The 26,683-nt window shown below is 56.9% G+C and carries 18 protein-coding genes; 6 read left to right on the top strand and 12 right to left on the bottom strand.

The genetic code is table 11. The annotated features are described in order from the left end of the window. Window positions 1–3: 3 nt before the first annotated feature. Window positions 4–612 (bottom strand): cytochrome-c oxidase, cbb3-type subunit II, encoded by a 609-nt coding sequence (gene ccoO / locus ACVBEG_RS07745; RefSeq protein ID WP_447107539.1) that lies wholly within the window; start codon window positions 610–612, stop codon window positions 4–6. 10 nt (window positions 613–622) lie between these two features. Further along, complete coding sequence (ccoN, locus tag ACVBEG_RS07750) at window positions 623–2,047, bottom strand: cytochrome-c oxidase, cbb3-type subunit I (protein WP_322179879.1); 1,425 nt, start codon at window positions 2,045–2,047, stop codon at window positions 623–625. 89 nt (window positions 2,048–2,136) lie between these two features. Here ccoN and ACVBEG_RS07755 point away from each other — a divergent pair, with 89 nt between their 5' ends. Continuing rightward, window positions 2,137–2,826, top strand: coding sequence for an alpha/beta family hydrolase (locus ACVBEG_RS07755; protein WP_322179878.1), 690 nt, complete (start codon window positions 2,137–2,139; stop codon window positions 2,824–2,826). A gap of 61 nt (window positions 2,827–2,887) precedes the next feature. On the opposite strand, the gene ACVBEG_RS07760 is transcribed toward ACVBEG_RS07755, so the two are convergent. The 3 genes from ACVBEG_RS07760 to ACVBEG_RS07770 all read right to left on the bottom strand — a co-directional run bounded on the left by ACVBEG_RS07760 (window position 2,888) and on the right by ACVBEG_RS07770 (window position 9,915). Then, entirely contained in the window at window positions 2,888–5,908 is a 3,021-nt protein-coding gene (locus ACVBEG_RS07760) for a hypothetical protein (protein ID WP_443690341.1), read from the bottom strand. A gap of 69 nt (window positions 5,909–5,977) precedes the next feature. Beyond that, the gene (locus ACVBEG_RS07765) at window positions 5,978–7,837 is read right to left on the bottom strand and encodes an addiction module component (RefSeq protein ID WP_323565973.1); all 1,860 of its coding nucleotides are present in this window, start codon (window positions 7,835–7,837) and stop codon (window positions 5,978–5,980) included. A gap of 260 nt (window positions 7,838–8,097) precedes the next feature. Further along, complete coding sequence (locus tag ACVBEG_RS07770) at window positions 8,098–9,915, bottom strand: hypothetical protein (RefSeq protein ID WP_447107540.1); 1,818 nt, start codon at window positions 9,913–9,915, stop codon at window positions 8,098–8,100. A 718-nt stretch (window positions 9,916–10,633) separates the two neighbouring features. Here ACVBEG_RS07770 and ACVBEG_RS07775 point away from each other — a divergent pair. Next, window positions 10,634–12,619: an autotransporter outer membrane beta-barrel domain-containing protein gene (locus ACVBEG_RS07775; RefSeq protein ID WP_416194627.1), complete on the top strand. Its 1,986-nt coding sequence runs from the start codon at window positions 10,634–10,636 to the stop codon at window positions 12,617–12,619. An 86-nt stretch (window positions 12,620–12,705) separates the two neighbouring features. Here ACVBEG_RS07775 and ACVBEG_RS07780 read toward each other — a convergent pair whose 3' ends face one another. From ACVBEG_RS07780 to acnA, 4 genes are all read right to left on the bottom strand, one after another. Continuing rightward, on the bottom strand, window positions 12,706–13,356 hold the full coding sequence (locus ACVBEG_RS07780) for a hypothetical protein (RefSeq protein WP_322179872.1): 651 nt from the start codon (window positions 13,354–13,356) through the stop codon (window positions 12,706–12,708). A gap of 756 nt (window positions 13,357–14,112) precedes the next feature. Beyond that, window positions 14,113–15,678: a methyl-accepting chemotaxis protein gene (locus tag ACVBEG_RS07785; protein WP_322179871.1), complete on the bottom strand. Its 1,566-nt coding sequence runs from the start codon at window positions 15,676–15,678 to the stop codon at window positions 14,113–14,115. A gap of 124 nt (window positions 15,679–15,802) precedes the next feature. Continuing rightward, a complete protein-coding gene (locus ACVBEG_RS07790) occupies window positions 15,803–16,594 on the bottom strand; it encodes a CPBP family intramembrane glutamic endopeptidase (protein WP_322215573.1) in 792 nt (263 codons plus the stop codon). A 256-nt stretch (window positions 16,595–16,850) separates the two neighbouring features. Beyond that, on the bottom strand, window positions 16,851–19,592 hold the full coding sequence (gene acnA / locus ACVBEG_RS07795) for an aconitate hydratase AcnA (RefSeq protein ID WP_447107541.1): 2,742 nt from the start codon (window positions 19,590–19,592) through the stop codon (window positions 16,851–16,853). A 222-nt stretch (window positions 19,593–19,814) separates the two neighbouring features. On the opposite strand from acnA, the gene rlmM reads away from it, so the two are divergent. Further along, window positions 19,815–20,879 (top strand): 23S rRNA (cytidine(2498)-2'-O)-methyltransferase RlmM, encoded by a 1,065-nt coding sequence (rlmM, locus tag ACVBEG_RS07800; protein ID WP_322179868.1) that lies wholly within the window; start codon window positions 19,815–19,817, stop codon window positions 20,877–20,879. 80 nt (window positions 20,880–20,959) lie between these two features. After that, on the top strand, window positions 20,960–21,214 hold the full coding sequence (gene tusA / locus ACVBEG_RS07805; protein ID WP_219060542.1) for a sulfurtransferase TusA: 255 nt from the start codon (window positions 20,960–20,962) through the stop codon (window positions 21,212–21,214). A gap of 36 nt (window positions 21,215–21,250) precedes the next feature. On the opposite strand, the gene ACVBEG_RS07810 is transcribed toward tusA, so the two are convergent. Then, window positions 21,251–22,651, bottom strand: a complete 1,401-nt coding sequence (locus ACVBEG_RS07810) for an MATE family efflux transporter (RefSeq protein WP_322179867.1) — start codon at window positions 22,649–22,651, stop codon at window positions 21,251–21,253. A gap of 139 nt (window positions 22,652–22,790) precedes the next feature. Between ACVBEG_RS07810 and pdxB the strand changes: the two genes are divergently transcribed. Beyond that, window positions 22,791–23,933: a 4-phosphoerythronate dehydrogenase PdxB gene (pdxB, locus tag ACVBEG_RS07815; protein WP_447107542.1), complete on the top strand. Its 1,143-nt coding sequence runs from the start codon at window positions 22,791–22,793 to the stop codon at window positions 23,931–23,933. An 81-nt stretch (window positions 23,934–24,014) separates the two neighbouring features. Here pdxB and ACVBEG_RS07820 read toward each other — a convergent pair whose 3' ends face one another. Beyond that, a complete protein-coding gene (locus tag ACVBEG_RS07820; RefSeq protein WP_219060544.1) occupies window positions 24,015–24,191 on the bottom strand; it encodes a PA1571 family protein in 177 nt (58 codons plus the stop codon). A gap of 292 nt (window positions 24,192–24,483) precedes the next feature. Between ACVBEG_RS07820 and ACVBEG_RS07825 the strand changes: the two genes are divergently transcribed. Next, window positions 24,484–26,262: an ABC transporter transmembrane domain-containing protein gene (locus tag ACVBEG_RS07825; protein ID WP_447107543.1), complete on the top strand. Its 1,779-nt coding sequence runs from the start codon at window positions 24,484–24,486 to the stop codon at window positions 26,260–26,262. A gap of 36 nt (window positions 26,263–26,298) precedes the next feature. Here the strand turns inward: ACVBEG_RS07825 and ppnP are convergent, their stop codons facing one another. Next, the gene (ppnP, locus tag ACVBEG_RS07830) at window positions 26,299–26,580 is read right to left on the bottom strand and encodes a pyrimidine/purine nucleoside phosphorylase (protein ID WP_219060546.1); all 282 of its coding nucleotides are present in this window, start codon (window positions 26,578–26,580) and stop codon (window positions 26,299–26,301) included. Window positions 26,581–26,683 lie beyond the last annotated feature (103 nt).

Raw genomic sequence — 26,683 nt, forward strand, 5'->3', positions numbered from 1 at the left:
GGCTTACCTCTTGCTCTTGATCGAGGTGCCGAGTACCTGCAAGTAGGCAATCAGTGCATCCATCTGGGTTTTGCCTTTGAGCGTTTCAACGGCCCCGGCGATGTCGGCGTCGGTGTAAGGCACGCCGAGGCTGCGCATGGTTTTGAGCTTGGTTACGGTGTGGCTGCTGTCGACAGGTTCGTTCACCATCCATGGATAGCCAGGCATTTTCGACTCAGGCACCACGTTGCGCGGGTTGTACAAGTGCGCGCGCTGCCAGTCATCGGAGTAACGCCCGCCGACCCGTGCCAGATCAGGCCCGGTACGCTTGGAGCCCCACAGGAACGGATGGTCCCAGACGCTTTCACCGGCGACCGAGTAGTGCCCGTAGCGTTCTGTTTCAGCACGGAACGGACGGATCATCTGCGAGTGACAACCCACACAGCCGTTGGCGATGTAGATATCGCGACCTTCCAGCTGCAGCGCGGTGTAGGGCTTCATGCCTTCAACCGGCTTATTGGTCACGTCCTGAAAGAACAGCGGGACGATTTGTGTCAGGCCACCGATGCTCACAGCCAAGACCATCAACAACATCAGCAGGCCGACGTTTTTCTCGATTGTTTCGTGTTTCATGGCGAACTCCTCAGGCCATCTGCGCTGCGGCGGCAGCTTCGGCAGGCACGCAGGCCCGTACGGTGCGCCAGGTGTTGTAGGCCATCAGCAACATACCGCTGAAGAAGATCGCGCCGCCCACCAGCCGCACGATAAAGCCAGGATGGCTGGCCACCAGGGTTTCGACGAACGAGTAAGTCAGCGTGCCGTCTTCGTTGACTGCGCGCCACATAAGGCCCTGAGCGATACCGTTGACCCACATCGAGGCGATGTACAGCACGGTGCCGATAGTTGCCAGCCAGAAGTGGGCGTTGATCAAGCCGACGCTGTGCATACGTGGCCGGCCGAAGATTTTCGGGATCATGTGGTACAGCGCACCGATGGAAATCATCGCCACCCAACCCAGAGCGCCCGCGTGCACGTGACCGATGGTCCAGTCGGTGTAGTGGGAGAGGGCGTTGACGGTCTTGATCGCCATCATCGGCCCTTCAAAGGTCGACATGCCGTAGAACGCCAGTGACACGACCAGGAAGCGCAGGATCGCGTCGTCGCGCAATTTATGCCAGGCGCCCGAGAGCGTCATCATGCCGTTGATCATGCCGCCCCAGCTTGGTGCCAGCAGAATCAGTGACATAACCATACCCAGTGACTGAGCCCAGTCCGGCAGCGCGGTGTAGTGCAGGTGGTGCGGGCCAGCCCAGATATACAGGGTGATCAGCGCCCAGAAGTGCACGATCGACAGGCGATAGGAATACACCGGCCGTTCAGCTTGCTTAGGAACGAAGTAGTACATCATCCCCAAAAAGCCTGCGGTCAGGAAAAAGCCTACGGCGTTGTGTCCGTACCACCACTGCACCATCGCATCAGTCGCCCCGCCATACACGGAGTAGGACTTGGTCAGGCTGATGGGTATCTCCATGTTGTTGACGAGGTGCAGAATCGCCACAGTGATGATAAAGGCGCCGAAGAACCAGTTACCGACATAGATGTGCTTGGTGTTGCGCTTCTTCAGCGTGCCGAAGAAGACGATGGCGTAGCTGACCCAGACGATGGTGATCAGAATATCGATCGGCCATTCCAGTTCGGCGTATTCCTTGGAGCTGGTATAACCCAGCGGCAAGGTAATGGCGGCCAACAGAATCACCAGTTGCCAACCCCAGAACGTAAACGCCGCCAGTCGGGGCGCGAACAGTTGGGTCTGGCAGGTGCGTTGCACCGAGTAGTAGGAGCTGGCAAACAGCGCACAGCCGCCGAACGCGAAAATCACCGCATTGGTGTGCAGTGGACGCAAACGACCGAACGTAGTCCAGGGCAAGTTGAAGTTGAGTTCAGGCCAAACCAATTGCGCGGCGATAAAAACGCCGAGCCCCATTCCGACGATGCCCCACACCACCGTCATAATGGCAAATTGGCGGACCACCTTATAGTTGTAGGCGGTACTGTTAGTTGTGTTCATTTAGGTGTGTTCCCATCTTCTTTGGTCCGGATCAGAGGTCCGAGTCATAGCACCGAGTTATAGGCAGACTAATCAAAAGCGAGGTAAGCATGAGAGAAGGACTAAGTGCCGGTATTGACGGGGATCAATGCGAACTACTGGCGCGAACTAATGGCTGGTTATGGAGTCCCGCTCCTCAGAGGTTTTTTGACACGTCGCCGACCCTGATCCTGGCCCATGGCGCAGGCGCACCCATGGACAGCGAATTTATGACCGACATGGCTGCACGCCTTGCCGTGCGGGGCGTCAACGTGATGCGCTTCGAGTTTCCCTACATGGCTCAACGACGCCTCGACGGCCGCAAACGTCCCCCCAACCCGCAAGCGCAATTGCTCGACTGCTGGCGGCAGGTCTATGCCCAGGTGCGACCACACGTCGCTGGACGCCTGGCTGTCGGGGGTAAGTCCATGGGCGGACGAATGGCCAGTCTGGTGGCTGATGAGCTGGGCGCAGATGCGCTGGTGTGTCTGGGTTACCCGTTCTATGCCGTGGGCAAACCGGAAAAACCTCGGGTGGCGCATTTGGCTGAATTGAAGACGTCAACCTTGATCGTGCAGGGGGAAAGGGACGCGTTGGGGAATCGGGAGGCGGTAGACGGGTATGAATTATCCAGCGCTATCGATATTTATTGGGTGCCGACAGGCAATCACGACCTGAAACCGTTGAAGTCGGCGGGTGTGAGTAGCGATGCGGTGTTGGATCAAGCGGCCGAAAGGCTGGTAGATTTTTTGATGAAGTAGTCCGTTTAAAGTACTAAGCCTGCGGCATCGCAGGCTTAGTACTTGGAACTTAGTCGTTCAATCAGCCCTTCATGCCGAACGCGTGAGCCGCTTCCCCGCCAAAACCGACGTCTTTGAGTGCTAACGTTCGGCCATCCCGGGGAAAAATCGCCCAGCGTTTACCTAAACCGGCAACGTCCGCAGCCCAAGCGCGGCTATCTCGGCCTGCTTCGTAGCTGAGTCCCGGATCACCGCCGTAATTGGCACGTAATGTATTCCAGTCGGCCAACGAAGGCATGTGCGCACCCGCGCTGTTTACCGGTTTCATAGCTTCGGTGTAGGTGTGGAAGATGAAATACACAAACGTCAGGACATTTGAGGTTTTTACGTTATAGCTGACGCGTTGACCCGCGCTGTCAGTGACGATGATGGCGGCAGCGCCATTGCTGACCGAGATGACTCGTCCCGTTGCGTCGACCTCCGCAATCGTTGGTGCGCTGGACTCGTAACGGTAAGGTGCGACCCCACCCGAGGCCACTCGCTGCGCGAACGCTCCGGCAGGTGGAAACTTAGGCGTGGCCGCTGCTCGCAAGTGCCGAGCGCTCAGCACCAGTTCAGAGGTGTCGATGATCAACGGAGGCTTGGCACCGGCCACGACCTTGAACGCAGTCGCCGGCGAAACCAGCGGCAAAGCATTATTACGAGTCACCTCGTAAGTGACCTGAACGGCACCATCGGCGCTGCCGATCACAACGGATTTGGGCACGACGAATTCAATATTAGCCGCAGTGCCAGCCTCTTTCGCAGGGGTTACGTGGTTTTGAGGTCCGTCCCATTTAACGACGATGCTGTCTTTTTCATCGATGCCGGTGTAACGGGGGACTGTTATCAGTACGCCATAACCAGGTACGTTTTCCAGGTTCATGATGTTATTAACGTCTACACCTGCGACAGCCGGCTTGGGAAGGTGAGAGAGGGCTGTGTCGATCAGCAGATCAAGGACGTTTGACTGTTCAATCGTGCCGTCGACGCGGGTGACTACATAATAAATCTGCACCTTATTGCCGAGGTCATTGGCAACTATCGTTCCCGAAAAAATCACCAACAACTCTTGTCCTGCTTGACTGGCGGAGATGGCTTTATCTTTAGCGTACCTCCCGCCCGGCGATTGCCATGACACGGTCACGAAGTCGCCTTCCTTCAGATTCGCGCTGGCGTCAATGACCACTGTTGCTCCATTGAACGTATCGACAGGGTCAAGGGTGCCATCTTCTTTGGCTTCCTTGACCGTTGGATCGGGCAGGGGAGTGATGACCGTGGCGCCGATTTTGAGTAGCAGCGTTTCCGAGGCAAGCGTGCGATTACCACGCACCACCTCATACCGCACAGCAACGCTGCCATCGAGGTTGGCGTCCACATAGTGCTTTTTGACCCGGAAAATGACGTCCTTGCCCAACATGCCGCTGTTGAGTGTTGTGCTAGTGCTGTAGCTGGCGTCCGGCGTGCTGCCATCCCAATGCAACGTGACCTTGTCCAGCGGCGCCATGCCCGCGTATGGCCTGACACGAACCACGGCTTCTAGCACGATGTCCGCCGGATCAAGCACACCATCTGCACTTGCGCCATCGACAGAGGGGGACGGTAACAATGCGCCCCCGTCAGTGCCGACTTGCACCTGCAGCGAAGGCGATTTGAAAAACGCCCGGGCGAATGTAGTCACCGTGTAATAAAGTTCAAGCGTACCGCCCGCCAGCGCACTGACTTTATCGTCAGGGATCAAGAACGCCACCGTTTGCCCAACGTCATCACTGTTGAGGTTTTTCACCTCTTCATGAATCACATTGGCACCGCTGGCGGTCTTGCCCATCCACACCAGAGTGACGTCATTGCCATCGGCCATGAAGTAATACGCTGGCACTTGGGCGATGACATTGTGCGCCGTCGGGTCGAGCACACCGTTATTCTCCTCCGCAGCAGGCAACTTCGGTGGCGCCAGCACCTGAGCCTCACCCACGATGGTCAGCGGCAGGCTCTTGGAGCGCTGCTCCTCGCCGGACACTTTCCTGACCTTGTACTTGAGCCGCGCCCGGCCTTGGGCAATCGGCTCGAATTGTTCATTGGGAATCAGGAACTGCACAAACCCGATGGACGTGCCCACCGGTTTCATCGCGACATAAGGGTCCAGCCCCAACCCTTCCGCCGTGTTGCGCTCGACGGTGAAAGTGATTTCGTCCGTGGCATTGATCCCCGGATAAGACAGCACCAGCGCCTGCACATCGGCCCCGGCAAGGGATGCAAGGTCCAACTCCATATTGGCCGCTTGTGGTGCGACCGGGGCGGGAAGGGTGGAGTTGCCAGCTTCGACTTCGACATACGTGGGGAGGGAAAAGCGCGACCAGTTGTTTACGGTGTCACGAACTTCGTACATTCCCACCAGTGTGTCGGAGTCACCCGCGCCAATAATGGTTTCTCGGGGGATCGACACGCTAATGAGTTGATCCGCCGCTGGAAGCTCATCCAGCGAGTGCCTCACGGGTGTTCCGTGCCAGAAAACGGTGATCGCATCGTTGATCTCCATGTTTTGATAGGCTGCGATATTGACCGTCACCTGATCGAGGTCTCCGTTACCGATAGTGCCCTCGGGCGTTATCGTGCACAGGCTCAGGTTCTCATTGATATAAGGCGTGTCAGGCGTGTTATCAATGCCGCCGGGGACCGTCAGTTTTACGGTTATTGGCAGGCGTTCGGATTTATTGAACGTGCCGCCCACCAGTCTTTTTACCGTATACCAAGTGTCTACCCGATAGTGTGGATTAATGTCCGCAGGTGGCACGATGTACCGTTGATCCACCGGCAGCGTGACAAAAGAGCCCGTCCCTTCGGCAGTATCGCCAGGTTTAACTGTGTAATTAGCAATCGATCCTTCCTGGTCGCCCCAAAACAACTCGATGTAGTCACTGTCCATCATGCCAATATAGGGACCGATCCGGATCAGTACAGGGACCGAAGGATCTAGCGTATCGAGGTGACCGATGCCACTGGGGTCGTTAGTGCTGTGCAGCTTTGGTTTTGCCAGCAATGTTGTCTGTTTTAAAGAATCCATGTCGTTACTCACAGGGTCAGTATTAGTCACAATGAAAGTGGGCCGCTGTTCGGCGGCCCACACGCGAGATCAAGGCTTTGCACAGCCTTCGCCAGGGGTGACCATGTCAATAAAGACTTTTGCAATACCGGAAGTAGCAGGGCCGGTAATACTGTTGATTTTAAACATGGCTTCGGCGCGACCGAAACAAATCAGACGCAGGTTCGCATCCGGCACGGTGAACTCGTAATCTTCGCGAGTTTGTTGTTCGGTCAGTGGCTCAGTGGTAAAGGTGTACGTTGCTTCTGGAACTTGCGGGCCTTCGAACAAACCTTTCCATCCCAGGAATGTAAAGTTCAATACGTCGCCCGTTTTAATATTCTCGTAAGGCTTGACCAATAAAGTGGCACCATCGGGGTTGAGGATCGCCCCAATACCGCCGTTTTCAGTCACTCGCTGGAATTCCGGTGGCTGCAGACCGTTTTCGCCGCCTGGCAACTCGCCCTTGCGTCTCACAATCACGCTTTGAGACGCCGAGTAGGTTGTGTTGGGATTACCCGTATGCGTCACGGTGTAATTGACCCGAATGTCCGTGCCGGTGCCTTCGTTAGAGATCAACGCGTTAGGAACCGTCAACGACAGGTCTGCTGCTGCCGTGACATCGGAAAGCTTGATCCGATATAGCACCGGCACCGGCTGCTGCCCCCAGAACAGGCTGATTTGATCGTCCTCAATAAACCCGCTTTTCCAGGCGATGATGGCAGTGGCCGGTTGCAGGTAATCGTTTTCGTCGATTACGTTGTCGGTATCGTCGGGGTTGGTGCTGGCCCCACGGATGATCGGTTTTTCAGGACTCACAGGACCTGGAAGATCCAGCACGACATTGACGGTCTTCACTGCGGAAGTGCCAAACAACAGGGTGTTGCGACGCACTTCGTAGTACACGTCTACGTCGCCATCAGGTGTTAATGCGACGGTGGCGTAGTTCACCAGCAGGGTGAAAATAGGGTCTTCGTTTTCGTCTCCTGCCTCAACAGACTGCATCGGCAGGCTATTGGCACCCCAATACAGCGTGACCTCATCACCCGGTTGCACACCGTCGTACGCAGGAATGTCTACGCTCACAGACTGCTTCGCGTCGGCATCGCTGATAACACGGTCATCGGCTTGAGCGATAATCGGCGCGGGCAGATCGACTGCGGATTCATGCAGTGCAAGTTGGAACGCCACCGGTTCTGAATCCACTGAAATGTTACCGGCACGATCAGTGATGACGTAGTACACGTCCTCTTTGATATCGCCCAATGCTTCCAGATATACGCGGGTAAACCCGATCATGATCCGCTCAGGCTGCGTGCCACCGCCGGGTACTTCGGCCTGTTGCACGGTATGTTCCGGACCTTTCTGGCCAGCCCAGTAAGTCTGGATGACATCACCCAGTTTGATGTCGAAGTAGGCCGGTACTTCACCGACCAACACATCCGCCATCGCGGTCAGTTCGTCCGAGGTCAGGCCATCATTGACGACCCTCGGGAAAATCAGCGGCGACAGCAGCGAACCGCCTGGCGCCTGTCGGTCGAACACGATCGGAGTTGCTGCCGACACATTGGGCGTACCACCAATAAAACGCCGAGAGAGGTACGCCAGCGTGTGGTTACCGTCCTGCGCGCCGGTCAAACTATCAACTGGAATATCCAGGGTCAGTTCAGTGCCCGGGATCGGGTTCGCCGGAAGTTGTCCTTGCACGCCGACAAGTACGTTATCCAGCAGCAATTGGTAGTAGTCACCCTCGACAGCATCGTCCCATACAGGGAATGTTACAGGGATTGGTGCGGTCAATAGTGCAGCGGGTAAAAGACCGTCGACCAATGCAGTGGGCAGTACCGGTGGAACTAATGCACGCGGTGCGCGATGTGAATGACGGCGAATCAAAGCATTTGAAGTACACATGGTTATTCTCCTGAGTGAATGCGCGGTATTCTGCTGAAGAGCAGTTTTCCGCGTTTTTTTTGCAATAAAAGCCCGACAACTTTTAGGGTTAAAGTTGCGTGGTTAACGATGTATAGGGCCCGTTATCACGCGGGATAATGGCGGTTAGATAAACGGTGTAAAGGCTTTATCTGTCATTGAACTAATAGAGGTTTTCGTGACCTGTCAACAGTGGGTGGTAAATAAATAGTTTTTTTTATCTGTTGAACGAGCAAGCGCGTTCAGCACCCCGGCGCAGGCGTGCGCATATCGACATAAGTGCCTGCCTTTAATGAACTCGCCTGCCCATGGGTATTGATCACCTCGTAGCGCGCTTCCGCTCGACCCCGCTGGATGGCCATCAAACAGGTGTGGGCAATCATGAACCGGCAGCCTTTGAGCAGGTCATTGTCGCTCACCACCTGTTCCTGACGGTCCGACGCGGCCACCACCGGATCACCGCCACTCATGGCGTCGAACCCGGTGAACGACAATTGAATAACATCGCCGACCTGCATGTTCCGGTAGGGGTTGATGTGCACTGCGGTGCCGTTCGGGCTGCCGTCCGGGCTGCCTGCCGGTTCCAGCGTGCAATACGCATTGGCCTGGATAAACAGCGGCGCACCGAGGCCGGTTTCACCGCCCGGCAATTGTCCTTTCGACACCAGCTTCACCGGTTGGCTTGGCGAATATGAGGTGTTGGGGTTGCCCGCATGCGTCACGGTGTAACGCACTGAAACCGGCTTGCACACGCCTTCAGCGGTGATGACCCGATTGGGCAGGCAGATCAGCAGATCGGTTGCTGTATCAACGTCGTTCTGATTGATTGGCCGAACCACGGGCACGGTCGAGGCGCCCCAGAACAGATTGATCTGGTCGCAGCGCTTGAACCCCCCACGCCAGGCAATCACCGTGTCGGCGCTGAGCAGGTAATCGTCTTCATCAAGGACGTTGTCCTGTCGATTGGCGTTATCGCTTCTGCCTTTAATGACCGGCGCGGCCAGCGCTTCGTTGATCAAGGTGTGCGGCGAGTCGTCCTGCGGGCCCGGCACTGTCAGAAACACCTGCACCTCCAGGCTCGGCGAGGTGGCGAGCAATTGCCCTTCGCGGCGTACTTCATAGCGAACCTCGATCTTGCCATCGCCGGCCTGCACCAGACTCGGATAGGCCACCGCCATGGAGAACAGCACCGCTTGGCCGAGCTCAGCGGCAGTCAGCCGATACTCGGGTAAGGCTACGCTGCCCCATAGCAGGGTTATGGCGTCCCCGGCCTCGGCATGGGTGTACGCCGGAATATCCACCCGCACCCCTTGGCGGCCATCGGTGTCATCGATCAGCCCATCGTCGGCCTGCGGCACCATGGGTGGCAGCAGATCGGTCGGGGTGTTTTTGATGCGCAGCACAACGCTGGCCGCTTGCGACACCACCGAGGTATTGCCTGCGCGGTCGGTCACGGTGTAGGTCACTGCGACCTCGCCATCCTCCAGCGACTCCAGATAGGTGCGGTCGAAGCTCAGGCTGATGGCCGGGTCGGTCAGTTCTTCCGCCAGCACCGTATGGACCGGTCCTGGCTGGCCCGCCCAATAGCTGCGAATCACATCCCCCCATTTCATGTCGAAATACCCCGGCACGTTCGCCACCAGCACGTTGCCCATGGCCGACAGTTCGGCGGAGGTCAGGCCGTTTTCACTTTCGCTCGGGAACATCAGCGGTGCGAGTGTGCCGCCGCCGGGAGGGGTACGGTCAATGATGACGGGGGTGGAGGCAGATACATTGGGGGTGCCGCCGATGAAGCGCTTGGTGTGGTAAGCCAGCGTATGAGCACCCTCTTCCCAGCGATCAGAAATAAAAATTTCAAACGTCAGTATTTCACCGGGCGTCGGATTGCTCCCTAGCTGCTTTTGTTCCCCCTTCAGAGCATTATTAATGAGCAGTTGGTAATAATCACCCTCCATCGCATCCGGCCAAGTTGGAAAGCTGACAGTGATAGTGCTCTCTAAATCCCGACGCTGTAAAAGTCCATCCACAGGGTCAGCAATTGAAATGGTGGGCAGCTCCATAGAAGTTTCTCTAGTGCCAGCTGTTTGGTTGTCGTAGTTTTGCATGTTGACTCTCCTGATGGTTTGAGACACCTGTCGCTGTCGCGTCATCGATAGCGGCTCATAAGCGTTCGTCTGAAAGCATTGCGTTGGAAACAGGCCCCACAGCCATCGGGTGGTACATAGTTATGGGGGTGCTGTCTAAAATCGAACCAATAGCAATTGAATGTGATTGTCAATCGCTCGAATTTTATTTAATAGAGCTCGTCTCAGGCGCCCAAACGGAATACCCGCTGTCTGTAAGACTCATATTTCAAATTCTTCAGATGCGTCCTACAAGGATAATATCCATAACGCTCTTCAGGACTGAATGCGAACTCTAAAATAGGGTCAGTTCATTTTATGAAGGAGTTGCATATTGAAAAGGATTGGTTCGTGCCGCCCGATTTTTCGGATAGGGCTGGGGGCGGTAGGCGTTTCATTGGGCGCTTCGTTGAGCCTGTACGCTGTCGCTGAGGACGCTATGGCTGATGCTGCGTTAGTCCGTTTTCCCAGTGCGCCTAATGGAAATCAAGTGTTGGCGAGAGACCCTAAAACATCGAGGCTCTTAGTTGATGGCATTGTATGGAATGTGGATGGGGCGACGCCGCAAGATTCATATAATGTCCAGAATGGCGGTGTGTTGAACGTTAGCGGTGCTACTACTGGTTATATTAATATTAACGGCAGTACGCTTAATATGGAGTCAAGCACTGCCCGCGGTGACGTTAAATCTTTTGGTGGGGTGGTAAATATTAATCAATCCGTTGTTGTCAGCGATAGAGAAGCGTTGACCGTGATTAGGGGTGGTAATGCGATTTCCGTGGCAAATGTGAGCAATAGTTCACTTTCTGGTGGGGTTGGCGCCAATGTTGGTGGTAGAAGTGAACTGAATGTTAGTAATAGTCAATTGGCAGGGGTTGGTGGGGGTAGTTTTGGTGGATTGGGTGTAGTGCTTGCAGGTGCTACAGTAAACGCATCGAATGGTAGTTTGATTGTGGGCAGTAATAATGGCCTATTGATTTCCATTGACGTGGGAAATGCTACGGATGTGCCTAAATCGATCAATAGTGTAGTCGTTATAGATGGGTCTGAAGTTCAGGGTTTGAACGGTCCCGCAATCAAGGTCACAGCAACACCGCCCTCTATGGTGAGCGAGCCTATTGGTGCCGTCGCCGACATCACCTTTCAAAACCACTCAACCCTTTTGTCCGGTAACGGCAATCTGTTGGAAGTCGACGGCGACAGCACCGTAAAATTCACCGTCGACGACAGTACCCTTACTGGCAATCTGGTCGCCGATGACACCAGCACGCTGAATGTCACCCTGCAAAACAACGCGCAGCTCACCGGCGATGTGATCAACGGCAACAATTTGTCGATCAATTCCGGTGCGCAGTGGCAGATGGTGGGTGATAACGCAGTCAAGACGCTGAACCTCAACGGCGGCGGGGTGAACTTTGGTGCGGACGGGTTTCATACGCTGTCGCTGGGTGAGTTGTCCGGTAGCGGTGCATTTGCCATGAACATTGATCTGGATGCTGGTGTCGGTGACTTATTGGAGGTCAACGGCGAGGCCAATGGCGACTTCACGCTCAAAGTGAAGAACACGGGCGTTGAACCGGTGTCGCCCGACATTCAGCCATTGCAGGTGGTCCACACCGAAGGTGGCGATGCGCAGTTCATCCTGCTGGGCAATCGGGTGGATTTGGGCGTCTATTCCTACGAACTGGAAGAGCAGGGCACCGACTGGTTCATCGTCGGTTCGGGCAAAACCATCAGCCCCTCGACGCAGAGTGTGCTGGCCTTGTTCAATGCTGCACCCAATATCTGGATGAGCGAGCTGTCGACGTTGCGCAGTCGCATGGGTGAAGTGCGCACCAGCGGCGAGGGTGGCGGCTGGATTCGGGCGTATGGCAATCGCTTCAACGCCACGACCGGCGCAGGTGTCGATTATGAGCAGCGACAGAGCGGTATGTCGTTCGGTGCGGATGCGCCGGTTCCGGTGAGTAACGGTCAGTTGCTGATAGGGTTGCTCGGTGGGTATAGCAAGTCCGATCTGGACTTGAGTCGCGGCACCTCGGGCAATGTCGACAGCTATTACGTCGGCGCTTACGGTACTTGGCTGTCGGAGGAGGGCTATTACGTTGATGGTGTGCTCAAGCTCAACACCTTCAACAACGAGTCGGAGGTGGCGATGAGCGACCAGACTCAAGCCAAGGGCAGTTATAAAAACACGGGTATCGGTGGTTCGGTGGAGGTCGGCAAGCACATCAAGTTGGCCGATGACTTCTTCCTTGAACCCTTTGCGCAGATGGCGGCGGTGGTGATTCAGGGCGACCATTACACTCTGGACAACGGCCTGGAAGCGAAGAACAACCGCACTCAGTCGGTACTGGGCAAGGTGGGTACTTCGGTCGGCCGTAACATCGCGCTTAAGGATGGCGGTGTACTCCAGCCCTATGTGCGTGTCGCTGTCGCTCACGAATTTGCGCGCAGCAACGAGGTGACGGTCAACGACACCCGTTTCAACAATGAGCTATTTGGCTCGCGTGCAGAGTTGGGTGCAGGGGTGGCGGTATCGCTGTCGAAGCGCCTGCAAGTGCACGCGGACTTCGACTACATGAAGGGCAATAACGTCGAGCAGCCGTGGGGGGCAAACGTGGGTGTGCGGTATGCTTTTTGATGAGGTGAGTCCAAGCGCTTCGGGGTTCTGAAGCCAGCGTAGAAAAACCCCCGGTGATCACTCATCGGGGGTTTTTCTTTACACCCTCAATGCTGCGGCGGTGGGCGTCGCTGCTGTTTGCGTCTGATGGATCGTCCTCGGTTGCGTTGTTTGGCGCTGGATCGGTAACAGCTATGCACGTTCAGATAGAGGATCGCGGAGGTGCCAATCCGTTGTCCGTCGCGATTGATGTCGTAACACACTTCGACTTTGCCCTGCGGGGCAACATTATCTGTACTGTACGAGACCCATTGCATCCCAATGATCGGATCGTTGATGTGTTCTTCATCCAGCGTCTGGATAGGGTAGGTTCTGCTGCCCCACAGCAGGTGGAATTCATCCCCGGGTTGCAAATAGGACGAGCCAGGTATCAGTACGTTGATCCCGGCTTTCATCTGCGCTTCCGAGACTGACTTGGGGTTGATCCCTTCCAGGGAGGGTGGCTCCAGGTGGGTGGAAATGAGGATGGTAAGCTCGCCCGACGAGTTATCTTCAGCCCGTAGTACGCGGGCGTAGGTAAAGGCCATTTCCCCGGTTGACGAGGTCTTCGGAGCGCCGTCCGAACGTTCTGCCAGCAAGTGCGTTCCCAGAGGAGCGCCCGGTTTGGTGGGGCTGTCTCGCCGAGCCGGACGCGTAACCTGCGTCGTAGGCTTTTCAGGCTTGAAGGGAGGAGAGCCAGGCGGCTTTTGATCATCCATATTCAATACTCCTTACAGTGCGGACATAAATGTTGATAGTGCGGCGACACAATATTTATAAGCTGCAATGGCGATTTATTCCTGGAGAATTACATTGCTTCGTGTAACGAGGCTCGGGGTTGGTCGGAAGACTACACGGTTGTTGCTTGGTTTTCTGCCATTGATTTCATGTTGTGAGCAATTGATGCTGTGTGTGACTCGTTAGTGTTAACTAGGTGCATGTCGACGTAATAGGGTATTCGCCGGGTTGTCAATCAGAGTGGCCCGTTCGGATAGTCAATTAGATGGGAAGGCGCAAGGAATGTAGGATGCAGCCTACAGGTATGGATTAATTCCTACATATTTAAAGGAGAGTACTTATTTTTTATAATAAACAAAACCCAGGCGGATAATCCGCCTGGGTTTTGTTGGTGCGTGGAGGAAATGGAGGGAGAAGGAGTGTCTTGTAGTTGCAGCGTTAAGGTTACACAGTGCGAGGCGATGGATGTGTTGCCTGCGCGGTCAGTGACGAAGTAGTCAATTGTTGTTTTATTATCATTATTGGGTGGTAATTAGTTATTGTTTTCGCTGCCTTCAAATCAACTAATAGAGGTGGCAAGGTTCTGTCAAGCTGTTCGGGTGGGCCTGTCGTGTTGTTGTGGTCTGCAAGCCGTTCAAATGCCGTATTTCAGAAGCATCCTACATTTCCCAAACGCCACCCAATAAAAAACCCCGACAGACAAAGTCTGTCAGGGTCTTTTTACAACAAATTACCTATTACCGATTAAAACGCTCCACCAGCGAATACTGAGACCGCGCGGTGCTGGTCAGCTCTTCGCTCAGTACGGCCGAGCGGCGGGCTTCGTCGGAGGTTTTATCGGCCAGTTCGGCGATGGTGGTGATCTTGCGGCTGATTTCCTCGGCAACGGCGCTTTGTTCTTCGGTGGCGGCGGCGATTTGGGTGGTCATGTCAGTGATGTTGGCCACTGCGTCGCTGATGCCCACCAGCGCTTTGTCGGCTTCCATAACCCGGGCGACGCCTTCTTCGGCCTGGCGATGCCCGGCGTCCATGGTTTGCACGGCATTGTTGGCGGTTTTTTGCAGTTTGGCGATCAGGCCATGAATCTGCCCGGTGGACTCGGTGGTGCGTTGTGCCAGTTGGCGGACTTCATCGGCGACCACCGCAAAGCCCCGGCCCATTTCCCCGGCGCGTGCCGCTTCAATGGCGGCGTTGAGCGCGAGCAGGTTGGTCTGGTCGGCGATGCCTTTGATGACGTCGACGACGCTGCCGATTTCGTTGCTGTCTTTGGCCAGTTGCGTCACGGTCAGGCCGGTTTCACCGACGGCGGTGGACAGGCGCTGAATCGCTTCGCGGGTTTCACCTGCGATATCACGGCCGCGACGGGTCAGTTCGTTGGCTTGTTGGGTGGCATCGGCCGTGCGTTGCACGTGGCTGGCGACTTCCTGAGTGGTGGCGGCCATCTGGTTGACGGCGGTGGCCACTTGCTCGGTCTCGACACGCTGACGCTCAAGTCCATCGGAGCTGGCGTGGGCGAGGGTGTCGGATCGGCGGGCCTGGTCGTTCAGGTCTTCGGCGGAAGCCTGCAAGCGGGTCAGGCAGGTTTTCAGGCGAGCCTGTTGGCTGAGGATCGACATTTCCAGGCGCGCTTGCGGCCCACGGCTATCGGTATACATTTGGGCGATCAGCGGGTCGGAGGTGGTTTGTTCGGCCAGCTTCAACAATCGCTTGATACCACGTTGCTGCCAGCTCAAGCCGAGCAACCCCAAGGGGACTGACAATGCAGCGGCGAGGGCGAAGCCCCAATTGGAGTTAAGCCAAGCGCCGATCATGAAGCTTAATTGGCTGACCAGGATGAACGGTATCCAGTCCTGTAGGACGGGTAGCCATTTGTCCCGACGAGGAATCGCCGATTTTCCGTTATTGATACGGGTGTACAAGGCTTCAGCGCGACGGATCTGCTCGGCGGTCGGTTTGACCCGCACCGATTCATAGCCCACCACCTGATCGTTTTCAAATATGGGTGTTACATAGGCGTTAACCCAGTAGTGGTCGCCGTTTTTGCTGCGGTTTTTGACAATTCCCATCCATGGCTGACCCTGCTTGAGGGTGTTCCACATGTGGGCGAAAACCGCCGAGGGCACGTCAGGGTGGCGGACGATATTGTGCGGCGCTCTAACCAGTTCCTCTGAGGTGTAACCACTAATTTCAACGAAGGCGTCGTTGCAATAGGTGATCACGCCCTTGGCGTCGGTGGTGGAGATCAACCGCTGTTGAGCGGGAAACGTCCGTTCGCGCTGGGTGATGGGCTGGTTATTACGCATGAGCTTTCGAGTCCGCTGGGCTTTGACGGGGTATCGGCCAAGGCATTGATAAATTGAGCAGGTTTCTTTAATGACCGACGAGTCGCAGGTTTTGACATGAGCCGGTCTTTGATAGCGGCCGTCATTATCGATCAAACATGGGGTAGGTAAACAGGCTGAAATGCACCAGATTCAAACCAAAGTGAGTGATGACCGCTGCCTGGAAACCGCCAAAGCGGTAGGCCAGACCATAGCCTATGCCAGCAAACCCTGACAGTAGCACCCATTGCCAACCCGCGCCCATGTGAGCCAGACCAAATACTGTCGCTGCTGCGGCGATGGCCAGCCCACTGCCGTAGGGCAATTGTTTGAATAGACGGTGAAAGCCGCCCTGGATATAGCCGCGAAACAGCAGTTCTTCGGTCAAGGTCACCAACAACAGGTTATTGACTATCCACAGCCCGCTTTGCGCCGGCCATTTCGGTGCCCACGTGATCATGCCCAATGACACGGCGGCCAGCATGCAAGCGGTGCTGGTGGCAACCAGCGCGATGGTACTGACGATGGCTGATCGGGTGAAACCTGTGCGGGTCAGCACCCACGGGCATATCCATAGAATCCAGAAGCCGATGAGCGGCTTGTCGAGGTTCAGGTACATCGAAAAGGGTGCTGCCTCGGGCGTGAACCGCACACCGGCGATCACGCGCGCGCTGTAAAAACCCGGCAACCAATGGGTGGCCAGCGCCAACGCCAGCAGGAGAAATAGCCCGTGGCCGAACGCGCGGACATAGGTGTCGCTGAACTGCGAGACGCACAGGCCGGCCATGATCAGCAGGGCGATTGACAGCGAGGCAAACAGGTTCAGATAACCGTATGCCAGCGCCATGCCATATCCGAGGGTGAGTAACGTTAATCCTGTCCAGCGCAATGCAGGCATGGGGAAGCTCCTTGTGACCACTCAAAATCCGTTTAGGCGCGGATTCTACCGCTGAATGGTGCGCAAGCCTGTCAGACGCAGCAAGGATATTTCTGATGATTAGGGGAGGGGGATTCCAGTTTTTCCGTAAGGAGCTTCTGAAAGAAGGATTACCGAGCGATTGCGCCCCATTGAAGACGGAGCGCAATCAGTCACGTGATGTGTTCTATAAAGCAGGGTTACCGCCAGGCGTCTTCCTGCTAATAGGACTGTTCAGCTACGAAGCAATCAGCTGGCGCAGCACGTAGTGCAAAATCCCTCCAGCCTTGAAGTATTCAACCTCATTCAGCGTGTCGATCCGGCAAAGCACGTCGAGGGTTTCCTGGCTGCCGTCGTTACGGGTGATGTTCAGTTTCAAACTCATTCCCGGTTGCAGTTCGGTCTTGGTCAGGCCAGTGATGTCGATTTTTTCGTTGCCGGTCAGCTTCATCGTTTTGCGGCTCTGACCGTTCTTGAACTGCAGCGGCAATACGCCCATGCCCACCAGATTGGAGCGGTGAATCCGCTCGAAGCTTTCGGCAATCACGGCTTTGACCCCCAACAGGTTGGTGCCTTTGGCCGCCCAGTCACGGCTTGAGCCCGTGCCATATTCTTGCCCTGCGATCACCACCAGCGGCGTGCCGTCGGCTTGATAACGCATGGCCGCATCGTAAATCGACAGTTTTTCGCCGGTCGGCACATAGAGGGTGTTGCCTCCTTCTTCGCCTCCGAGCATTTCGTTGTGGATGCGGATGTTGGCGAAGGTGCCGCGCATCATGACTTCATGGTTGCCGCGACGAGAGCCGTAGGAGTTGTAGTCCCTTGGCTCTACGCCTTTTTCGCTCAAGTAGTGGCCTGCGGGGCTATCGGCCTTGATATTGCCTGCGGGGGAGATGTGGTCGGTGGTCACCGAGTCGCCGAGTAGCGCCAGGATGCGTGCGCCAGCTACATCCTCGACCACGGGCGGAGGGCCGTCGATACCGTCAAAAAAAGGCGGGTGCTTGATGTAGGTGGAGTCAGACTGCCAGACATACGTTGCTGCCTGCGGTACTGCAATGGCTTGCCATTGCGCGTCACCGGCGAATACCTCGGCATATTCTTTGTGAAACATGCTGGTGTTGACGTTTTCCACCGCCTTGGCGATTTCCTTCTGGCTGGGCCAGATATCGCGCAAGTAAACCGGCTTGCCATCCGAGCCGTTGCCCAGCGGCTCGCTGCTGATATCGATACGTACGGTGCCGGCCAAGGCGTAAGCCACTACCAGCGGCGGGGAGGCCAGCCAGTTGGTTTTTACTAGCGGATGCACACGGCCCTCGAAGTTGCGGTTGCCGGACAGGACTGACGCGACGGTCAGGTCTGACTGTTGAATGGCTTTCTCGATAGGCTCGCGCAGTGGCCCGGAGTTACCGATACAGGTGGTGCAACCATAACCGACCAGATCAAAGCCCAGTATATCGAGGTACTGGTTCAGACCTGCGGCCTTGTAGTAGTCGGTGACCACTTTCGAGCCGGGTGCCAGCGAGGTCTTGACCCAAGGCTTGCAGGTCAGTCCTTTTTCTACCGCTTTTTTCGCCACCAGCCCGGCAGCCATCATCACGCTGGGGTTGGATGTATTGGTGCAGGAGGTAATCGCGGCGATTACCACTGCGCCATTTTTTAGCCGATAGGTCTGACCTTCGTGTTCGTAGTCCGCTTCACCGATCAGGTCCGCGCTGCCAACGGCAACACCGCCGCCGCCCTCGCTTTCCAGGCGGCCTTCTTCCTTGCCGTTGGGTTTGATTTGCAGGCCGAGGAAATCGGTGAATGCTTGAGCAACATTCGGCAGTGAGACTCGGTCCTGTGGACGCTTCGGCCCGGCGAGACTGGCTTCGACGCTGCCCATATCCAATTCCAGGCTGTCGGTGAATACCGGTTCTTGACCGGCCAGGCGCCACAAGCCTTGCGCTTTGCTGTAGGCCTCCACCAGTTTCACGGTCTCGGTCGGGCGGCCGGACAGGCGCAAGTAATCCAGGGTTACATCGTCTACGGGGAAGAAGCCGCAGGTGGCGCCATATTCCGGGGCCATGTTGGCGATGGTGGCGCGGTCAGCCAATGGCAGGTCCGCCAGTCCGTCGCCATAAAACTCGACGAACTTACCGACTACACCTTTTTTACGCAGCATTTGGGTGACGGTCAGCACCAGATCGGTGGCGGTGATGCCTTCTTTGAGCTTGCCGATCAGCTTGAAGCCGATCACTTCAGGAATCAGCATCGACACCGGTTGGCCGAGCATCGCGGCCTCCGCCTCGATCCCGCCGACGCCCCAGCCAAGTATGCCGAGGCCGTTGATCATGGTGGTGTGGGAGTCGGTCCCAACCAGGGTGTCGGGGAAGGCGTAGGTGCGGCCATCTTCATCCTTGGTCCAGACCGTGCGCCCGAGGTATTCCAAGTTGACCTGGTGACAGATTCCGGTGCCCGGCGGCACCACGCTGAAGTTGTCGAACGCGTTCTGGCCCCACCGTAGAAAGGCATAACGCTCGCCGTTGCGCTGCATTTCGATGTCGACGTTCTGGCCAAAAGCGCTGGCATCGCCGAATTTGTCGACCATTACCGAGTGGTCAATCACCAGGTCCACCGGGGACAGCGGGTTGATGCGCTGAGGGTCTCCACCGGCCTTGGCGACGGCCGCGCGCATCGCGGCCAGATCGACCACTGCTGGCACGCCGGTAAAGTCTTGCATCAGCACCCGCGCCGGGCGGTATTGAATCTCGCGATCCGAGCGTCGCGCGGTTAGCCAGGCAGCCATGGCCTTGAGGTCGGCGCCGGTGACAGTCTTGTTGTCTTCCCAGCGCAGCAGGTTTTCCAGCAGCACCTTGAGCGACATCGGCAGCTTGCTCAGGTCGCCGAGGGATTTAGCGGCTTCCGGCAAGCTGAAATAGTGGTAGGTCTTAGTGCCGACTTCTAGTGTTTTGAGGCTTTTCAGGCTATCGAGGGAGGGCATGAAATAACTCCTTTACGAGTCCGCACGGTACGGACCAGGGAATCGAGCAGAATCTAAAACTAGCTCTGATTGGTGGTTCTGGCTAATGACATGAGTATTACTGGACCGCAGAGCGGAGCCAGTGGTTCCTGATTCCGCTATCATGCGCCGGTTTTAAGCGTTGGGGCTGACCCCGAGCGCCGCGCAGTGGCTGAATGTCTCGCCGCTGCCCAGGAGAATTGAATGAACACCCTGTTTATGCACTGCCGGCCAGGCTTCGAAGGTGAAGTCTGTTCCGAGATCGCCGAGCACGCTGCCCGTCTGAACGTGGCGGGTTACGCCAAAGCCAAAACCAACGCCGCCTGTGCCGAGTTCGTCTGTACCGAAGACGATGGCGCCGAGCGCTTGATGAAAGGGCAGCGCTTCGCTCAGTTGATCTTTCCCCGGCAATGGGCGCGTGGCGTTTTTCTCGATTTGCCGGAAACCGACCGCATCAGCGTGATTCTGGCTCAGCTCGCGAACTTCCCGACCTGTGGCAGTCTGTGGCTGGAGGTGGTCGATACCAATGATGGCAAAGAGTTGTCGAACTTCTGTCGCAAATTCGAAGCACCTTTGCGCAAGGCGTTGACCCAAGCCGGCAAGCTGGTGGAAGACGCGAATAAACCGCGACTGCTGCTGACCTTCAAAAGTGGACGCGAAGTATTTCTCGGGATGGCCGACGCGGACAACTCGGCGATGTGGCCCATGGGTATTCCGCGCCTGAAGTTCCCCCGGGAGTCGCCTAGCCGTTCGACCTTGAAACTGGAAGAAGCCTGGCACCACTTCATCCCCCGCGATCAGTGGGATGAGCGCTTGTCTGGCGAGATGACCGCCGTCGATCTGGGGGCCGCACCGGGTGGCTGGACCTATCAATTGGTCCGGCGCGGCATGCTGGTAACGGCCATCGACAACGGTCCCATGGCCGAAAGCTTGATGGACACCGGGCTCGTGCAGCATTTGATGGCGGACGGTTTTACCTTCAAACCGCGTCATCCGGTGGACTGGATGGTCTGCGATATTGTCGAGAAGCCTGCGCGCAACGCTGCGTTGCTGGAGACCTGGCTGGGCGAAGGCTTGTGTCGCGAGGCTGTGGTTAACTTGAAGTTGCCGATGAAGCAGCGTTATGCCGAAGTGCGGCGCTTGCTGCTGCGCATTGAAGAAGGCTTCGAGGCGCGGGGCATCAGGGTCGAAATCGGCTGCAAGCAGCTGTACCACGACCGTGAAGAAGTGACGTGCCATCTGCGGCGTCTGGATGGCAAGCGGCGTTGAATTAGCCCTGTGGGTTTCCACAGGGTTTGGCTGAATCAAATGAATTGAGCGACAATGGCCGCCTGTTTTTGGAGTGTTTTATGTCTGAACCCATCGATACCTTGCCGGTTGACGCTATCCTCGACGCCAGCGGCCTTAATTGCCCGGAACCGGTGATGATGTTGCACCAAAAGGTTCGGGACCTGCAGGCGGGTGGTTTGCTCAAAGTCATCGCCACGGATCCGTCGACCCGTCGCGATATCCCCAAGTTTTGCGTGTTTCTCGGGCATGAACTGGTCGAGCAACAGGCAGACGGCGGCACTTACCTGTACTGGATTCGCAAAAAGCTCGATTGATGTGTAACCGCCTGCGATTACAAATTCGGCCGGCTTTCAAGCGTTTGAACTGATCCGAATCCGCTTGCGCGCGCTGCCGGTCAGGCGGATCGAGAGCATCAGTGCTGCGCAGGTCAGGCCGACGATCAGCCCTTGCCACAGGCCGGCTGGGCCACTGGCGGCACCGAGCAGGTCGGTCAGGCCCAAGGCATAGCCCACGGGCAGACCAATCCCCCAGTACGCGAACAAGGTCAGGATCATCGTCACGCGAGTGTCTTGATAACCACGCAGGGCACCCGCGGCGGTGACTTGGATTGCGTCCGAAAACTGGAACAAAGCAGCAAACACAATCAGCGACGCAGCCATCTTGATCACCACCGGGTCGGCCGTATAGATCGTCGCGATGTACTCACGCGAGAGCATCATCAAGCTGGCCGAAAAGCACGCATAGGCCAAGGCTGTCGCCATCCCGACCCCGGCCGTGAAGCGCGCTTCCCGAGGCTGGTTACGCCCTAATGCCTGGCCGACGCGCACGGTCACGGCCATGCCCAGCGAGAAGGGGATCATGAACACCAGCGAGCTGAAGTTCAGGGCGATTTGATGCCCTGCCACCACGTTGGAACCGAGGCTGCCGATCAGCAGTGCAATCACTGCAAAAATGCTCGACTCCGCGAACACGGCGATGCCGATGGGCAGGCCGATATCGACCAGGCGCTTGATCGCGGCCCATTGCGGCCACTCGAAACGGCTGAACACTTCGCTGGCTTTGTATACCACTGCGCGCCGCACCCAGCCGGTCATGCCCAGTAAAATGGCCCACATCACAATGGCCGTGGCCCAGCCACAACCGACACCGCCCAAGGCTGGCATGCCGAAATGACCATAGATGAAGATGTAATTCAGCGGAATATTCAGTGCCAGACCGCACAGGCCGAGCACCATGCTTGGTCGGGTTCGGCCCAGGCCGTCGCTGAAGCAGCGAAGCACGTAGAACAGTGCTGTAGCGGGCAGACCGCTGGCAATCCCTCGCAGGTATTGCATGCAGGGTTCGATCAACACCGGGTCGACTTTCATCAGGTGCAGTACCGGTTCGGCGCTCAGCAATAACGCCGACGCGATCAGTCCGACCGCCAACGCCAGCCACAATGCCTGACGCACCAACGCGCCGATTTCTGCGGTATGACCCGCACCATGATGCTGTGCAACCTTGGGCGTGGTTGCCAACAGGATCCCGGTCATCAACAGGTAAACCGGGACCCAGATCGAGTTGCCCAAGGCCACGGCGGCCAGATCTCGCGGGCCGACACTGCCGGCCATCACGGCATCGACGAAGCCCATGGCGGTGTAGGCCAACTGCCCGATCATGATCGGTAGCGCCAACGCCAGCAGCGTGCGCAGTTCCAGGCGTACCCTCGCCGGACGGGTCAAGGCGGGGGAGCGTGTTGTTGCAGAGTTCACAATAAATCCAGAAGCTGACGCAGAAAGCCGGCCATTCTACACTCTTGACACAAGAGTCAGGAATCGAAGTTGTGCAAGACCATGACTGGCCTAGTGAGGGGCCTAGCGCCTACACTGCCGCCGACCTCAGGAGCTCATCATGCGAATTGTTGCCGACGAAAATATACCGCTGCTCGATGCCTTTTTTGCCCAGTACGGTGACATCCGCCGTCTGCCAGGACGCTCGCTCGACCGCGCCGCCGTTGCGGATGCCGACGTATTGCTGGTGCGCTCGGTAACCCAGGTTGATCGGGTACTGCTCGAGGGCAGCCCGGTGCGTTTCGTCGGGACGTGTACCATCGGCACCGATCACCTGGATCTGGATTACTTTCAGGAGGCCGGAATTCAATGGTCCAGCGCCCCCGGTTGCAACGCGCGTGGGGTAGTCGACTACGTGCTGGGCAGTTTGCTGACCCTGGCGGAGATCGAAGGCGTTGATCTGACTCAGCGCACCTATGGCGTGGTTGGTGCCGGTGAGGTAGGCGGGAGACTGGTCAAGGTGTTGCGCGGGCTAGGCTGGAATGTGCGGGTCTGCGATCCGCCCCGTCAGGCGGCAGAAGGCGGCGACTTTGTCAGCCTTGAACAGGTGCTCGAGCACTGCGATGTCATCAGCCTGCACACGCCGCTGAGCAAGGCCGGTGATCAGCCGACCTGGCATCTGTTCGATCATTCGCGTTTGCAGCAGCTCAAGCCCGGCAGTTGGTTGATCAACGCCAGCCGGGGTGCGGTCGTCGATAACGCGGCCTTGCGTGAGGTGTTGCTTGAGCGCGAAGACCTGCAAGCGGTGCTTGATGTCTGGGAAGGCGAGCCGCAGGTGGATGTCGCGCTGGCTGACTTGTGTGTCCTGGCCACGCCGCACATCGCCGGTTACAGCCTTGATGGCAGGCAGCGCGGAACGGCGCAGATCTATCAGGCGTTTTGCGCATACCTGGGGCAAACACCGCGTATCAGCCTGGACAGCTTGTTGCCAAAACCTTGGCTGGCGCAGGTCAGCCTGAATGCCAACAGTGATCCAGCCTGGGCACTGGCTATGCTGTGCCGTGGGGTCTATGACCTGCGCCGCGACGACGCAGACTTTCGCCGCAGCCTGATTGGCGATACAAACAGTCGTCGTCTGGCGTTTGATGCGTTACGCAAACACTACCCTGCTCGTCGTGAAATCGAAGGGCTGGCCGTGAATATCCTGGGTGAGTCGCCGCAATTGCAGCGGGTCGTGACGGCATTGGGTGCGGTATTGGTTTAAATCACAAACCCTGTGGAAACATCGATATCGCAGGCAGAAAAAACCCGGCACCAAGGCCGGGTTTAAAAAAACTGTGCAGCATCAATCTTGTTTTACGGGTTTGACCCAATGTTTGTCGCATTCTTGACACGCGACCTGAACCATCTCTTCGGTGATCAGGATCTCGCGTCCATCCTTATCAAGAATCGCGCCCCCGACAGGCAAGGTTGGGGTAGCTCGAACGACCGGTACGTGATTGGTGCTGTTTTGCAAGCTCATGGCCTGTCTCCTCATCAGGTTGTGCGCTTCAAAGTAAACCCGCTTGATGACCGCGCCGTGACATTCCTTCCGCGCATTCAAACGGCAGCCCAAGTCCAGCAGAAATGATTAAAAACTGCCAGCATGGCGTTAGATCAAAACTGTCTAACCCTTATAGAACGACGACATATCAACGCTGACCCGGCGTCACTGCCCTGGTTCATTTCAGCGCAGGCAACGTTATCGAGGGATTCGCCCGCGCCGCAGGTGTAGGCTCTTTGACTCAAGTCTTTTCGGCAGGCAGGTCACCTCCATGGTTTCAGTGTTTTCCAGTCGCCAGCGCAATGCCATTCGTCTGGCCGTGCGTTTTATCGCGCCGTATAGCTGGCAGTCACTGGGCGCTTTGCTGGCCTTGATCGTGACTGCTGGCATCACCTTGTCCATGGGCCAAGGCATTCGTCTGTTGGTGGATCAGGGGTTCATGACCCAGTCGCCGCAGTTGCTCAACCGTTCGATTGAGTTCTTTCTGCTGCTGGTGGTGGGGCTCGCGGTTGGCACTTTTGCCCGGTTCTACCTGGTGTCATGGATTGGCGAACGGGTGGTGGCCGATATCCGCAAGCAGGTGTTCAATCACCTGATCAACCTGCATCCAGGCTTTTATGAAAACAACCGTAGCTCGGAAATTCAGTCGCGGTTGACCGCCGACACCACGTTATTGCAGTCGGTGATTGGTTCGTCGTTATCGATGTTCCTGCGCAACCTGCTGATGGTCATCGGCGGCATTTTTTTGTTGTTTTTCACCAACCCCAAGCTCACCAGCATCGTGGTCGTGGCCCTGCCGCTGGTGGTTGCCCCGATTCTGATTTTCGGCCGTCGGGTGCGCAGCCTGTCGCGCTTGAGCCAGGACCGGATTGCCGATGTCGGCAGTTATGTCGCAGAAGCATTGGGCCAGATCAAAACCGTGCAGGCCTACAACCATCAGCAGCAGGACAAACAACGTTTCGCGGTGACCGCGGAAGAGGCGTTCGACACCGCCCGCAAACGCATTTTGCAGCGTTCATGGCTGATCACCCTGGTCATCGTTCTGGTATTGGGCGCCGTGGGGGTGATGCTGTGGGTGGGCGGTATGGACGTGATTGCCGGGCGTATTTCAGGGGGAGAGCTGGCAGCGTTCGTTTTCTATAGCCTGATCGTTGGCAGCGCCTTTGGCACCCTGAGTGAAGTCATTGGCGAGTTGCAGCGCGCGGCGGGTGCGGCTGAGCGGATTGCCGAGCTGCTGCAGGCGCCCAGTGAGATCGAGCCGCCGGTCAGTGATCTGCTGCATCTGCCGGAGCGGGTCAGTGGGCGCCTGACCCTCGAAGACGTAAGTTTTGCGTACCCGTCACGGCCAGAGCGTAACGCTATCGATGGTTTTAGCTTGAGCATCGAACCGGGCGAAACCCTGGCACTGGTGGGGCCTTCAGGTGCGGGAAAGTCGACATTGTTCGATCTGCTGCTGCGTTTTTACGACCCGCAAACGGGGCGTATTCTGGTCGAAGGGTTGCCGATTACCCAGCTTGATCCACTGGACTTGCGACGCTGTTTTGCCATGGTTTCGCAAACACCCGCGCTGTTTTTTGGCAGTGTCGAAGAGAACATCCGCTACGGCAATCCCGACGCAACTGACGAGCAAGTTCAGGCCGCCGCGAGGATCGCCCATGCTCATGAATTCATTTTGCAGATGCCCGAAGGCTATCAGACCCATCTGGGCGATGGCGGGCTTGGGCTGTCTGGCGGCCAGCGTCAACGTCTGGCCATTGCCCGAGCGTTGTTGGTCGATGCGCCGATTCTGTTGTTAGATGAGGCGACCAGCGCGCTGGATGCTCAGAGCGAGCACCTGATTCAGCAAGCCCTGCCGAGTTTGATGAAAGGCCGCACGACGCTGGTGATTGCCCACCGCCTGGCCACGGTACAAAACGCCGACCGTATTGCGGTGATCGATCAGGGGCGTTTGATTGCGGTCGGCACCCACCACCAACTGATCGCGAGCAACCCGCTGTATGCACGGCTAGCAGCGTTGCAGTTCAATGCACATCAGGAGGCGGTGGTTTGAAAAGGTGACGCGGAGCATCACTCGATCACGCGTGACTCAGCGGTATTCACACAGATAAGCGCTGTCTTCCAGCACTTCCAGATTGAATTTGCTGTTGGCCGGTACATTGAACTGGCTGCCGGACGTGAAGGTTTCCCACACGTCGCTGTCCGGCAGTTTGACTTTCAAGGCGCCGGAAATGACGTGCATGATTTCACGCTTGCTGGTACCGAATTCGTATTTGCCCGCCGCCATGACGCCGATCGTGGCATCGCCTTCCGCCTGACGGAACGCAATCGATTTTACGGTGCCGTCGAAGTATTCGTTGACTTTAAACATGGGCGATTCCTCGAAGATAAGGGTTACAAAAGATCGCTCAGTATGCCGAACGTATAAAAGGCCGTCATCCGCTTTAAAAAAGGCGTCATGTTGGCAGGCTACT

The organism is Pseudomonas sp. GG8, from assembly GCF_052976945.1.

Bases quoted from the DNA above. Each gene is read 5' to 3' on its own strand.
- tusA (WP_219060542.1), top strand. From the start codon at position 20,960: ATGTCTGAACCCATCGATACCTTGCCGGTTGACGCTATCCTCGACGCC.
- ccoN (WP_322179879.1), bottom strand. From the start codon at position 2,047: ATGAACACAACTAACAGTACCGCCTACAACTATAAGGTGGTCCGCCAA.
- pdxB (WP_447107542.1), top strand. From the start codon at position 22,791: ATGCGAATTGTTGCCGACGAAAATATACCGCTGCTCGATGCCTTTTTT.
- rlmM (WP_322179868.1), top strand. From the start codon at position 19,815: ATGAACACCCTGTTTATGCACTGCCGGCCAGGCTTCGAAGGTGAAGTC.
- ACVBEG_RS07775 (WP_416194627.1), top strand. From the start codon at position 10,634: ATGGAGTCAAGCACTGCCCGCGGTGACGTTAAATCTTTTGGTGGGGTG.
- ACVBEG_RS07820 (WP_219060544.1), bottom strand. From the start codon at position 24,191: ATGAGCTTGCAAAACAGCACCAATCACGTACCGGTCGTTCGAGCTACC.
- ACVBEG_RS07790 (WP_322215573.1), bottom strand. From the start codon at position 16,594: ATGCCTGCATTGCGCTGGACAGGATTAACGTTACTCACCCTCGGATAT.
- ppnP (WP_219060546.1), bottom strand. From the start codon at position 26,580: ATGTTTAAAGTCAACGAATACTTCGACGGCACCGTAAAATCGATTGCG.
- ACVBEG_RS07760 (WP_443690341.1), bottom strand. From the start codon at position 5,908: ATGGATTCTTTAAAACAGACAACATTGCTGGCAAAACCAAAGCTGCAC.
- ACVBEG_RS07780 (WP_322179872.1), bottom strand. From the start codon at position 13,356: ATGGATGATCAAAAGCCGCCTGGCTCTCCTCCCTTCAAGCCTGAAAAG.
- ACVBEG_RS07785 (WP_322179871.1), bottom strand. From the start codon at position 15,678: ATGCGTAATAACCAGCCCATCACCCAGCGCGAACGGACGTTTCCCGCT.
- ccoO (WP_447107539.1), bottom strand. From the start codon at position 612: ATGAAACACGAAACAATCGAGAAAAACGTCGGCCTGCTGATGTTGTTG.
- ACVBEG_RS07770 (WP_447107540.1), bottom strand. From the start codon at position 9,915: ATGGAGCTGCCCACCATTTCAATTGCTGACCCTGTGGATGGACTTTTA.
- ACVBEG_RS07755 (WP_322179878.1), top strand. From the start codon at position 2,137: ATGAGAGAAGGACTAAGTGCCGGTATTGACGGGGATCAATGCGAACTA.
- ACVBEG_RS07765 (WP_323565973.1), bottom strand. From the start codon at position 7,837: ATGTGTACTTCAAATGCTTTGATTCGCCGTCATTCACATCGCGCACCG.
- ACVBEG_RS07825 (WP_447107543.1), top strand. From the start codon at position 24,484: ATGGTTTCAGTGTTTTCCAGTCGCCAGCGCAATGCCATTCGTCTGGCC.
- acnA (WP_447107541.1), bottom strand. From the start codon at position 19,592: ATGCCCTCCCTCGATAGCCTGAAAAGCCTCAAAACACTAGAAGTCGGC.